This window comes from Vibrio sp. MM46 (assembly GCF_027587135.1).
GTDB classification, from domain to species: domain Bacteria; phylum Pseudomonadota; class Gammaproteobacteria; order Enterobacterales; family Vibrionaceae; genus Vibrio; species Vibrio harveyi.
The window spans coordinates 1-1,054 of sequence record NZ_JAPPTO010000082.1; the positions used below are offsets into that span (position 1 = coordinate 1).

1 protein-coding gene is annotated in these 1,054 nt (G+C 45.2%); it reads right to left on the minus strand.

The annotated features are described in order from the left end of the window. Positions 1-54: 54 nt before the first annotated feature. Positions 55-975: an IS5 family transposase gene (locus OH459_RS27985; RefSeq protein WP_269989875.1), complete on the minus strand. Its 921-nt coding sequence runs from the start codon at positions 973-975 to the stop codon at positions 55-57. Between the last annotated feature and the right edge of the window lie 79 nt (positions 976-1,054).

Consider the following 1,054-nt stretch of genomic DNA (forward strand, 5'->3'; position numbering starts at 1 on the left):
GGCTTTGTTGCGTAATTCATTTTAGAAACCGAACAGCCCCATTTAGATTAATTGTTAACCAATACGGCAAGTTTTAGGCATACCAAGCCCTGTAAGCTTGTTCAACGCTTTGATCATCGCGTAAGTTTCACCAACTTGTGCGTTGTAATTTCTTAGACTTAGCCGTCCACCAAGCAACTGTTTGACTCGATACATCGCCGTTTCAGATAGCGAACGCTTGTGGTAGCCATAGCGCTTTTTCCAATGCTTATTCGAACCATATAGCTTTTGACAAACAACTGCTAAATTTCTCGGATGACCTCGTTCCCAGAATACCGCCCCCTCTCTTGGAGGGAGCAGAGCCACGGCTCGTCTAATACGGATTGCTGCGTGGCACCCCCTCGTGTCATAAGCCCCATCACCTGATATCTCAAGGATTTTTCGACTTGTTTGCTTAAGCAAATTAGGCAGCACTTCTGCATCAGTCACCGTTGATAGACTCAACTCTGCGGCAATAATTTCGTGTGTACTCGTATCTACCGCGAGATGTAATTTCCGCCATACTCTGCGTTTACCATCCGTGCCATGTTTTTTGACTTTCCACTCGCCCTCACCATAAACCTTGAGACCTGTAGCATCGATAGCAAGATGCTGAATCGGTTCTTTGGTTTTCGTTTTAAAACTTACATCAACATCCTTGGCTCGACGACTGATACAACTGTAATGTGGGCAGCGAAGTGGAAGGTGAGCAAGTTGAAACACGGAATCAATAAAGCCTTGCGAAGCGCGAAGAGGCATTGAAAAAATACGCTTTACCATCAAAGCGGTTGTGATGGCTAAATCACTGAAAAAACGAGGTCTCCCGCGCTTGTTTTGCTTGCCTTGTTTCCACTTTCTTATCGCTTCCTCGTCAATCCAAAACGTCAGAGAGCCGCGGTTGATGAGAGCTTGATTGTATTGCTTCCAGTTGTTTGTTTTGTAACGAGGTTTCGACATGAGGCTACAGAGTGGAATGAATGTAGCCGATCAGATCGTAAGTTTGGGATTTAGTTCCATCGATTTACGCAACAAAGCC

What these genes read in the sequence shown, in the direction of transcription:
- OH459_RS27985 (WP_269989875.1), bottom strand. Translation starts at nt 975, where the DNA reads ATGTCGAAACCTCGTTACAAAACAAACAACTGGAAGCAATACAATCAA.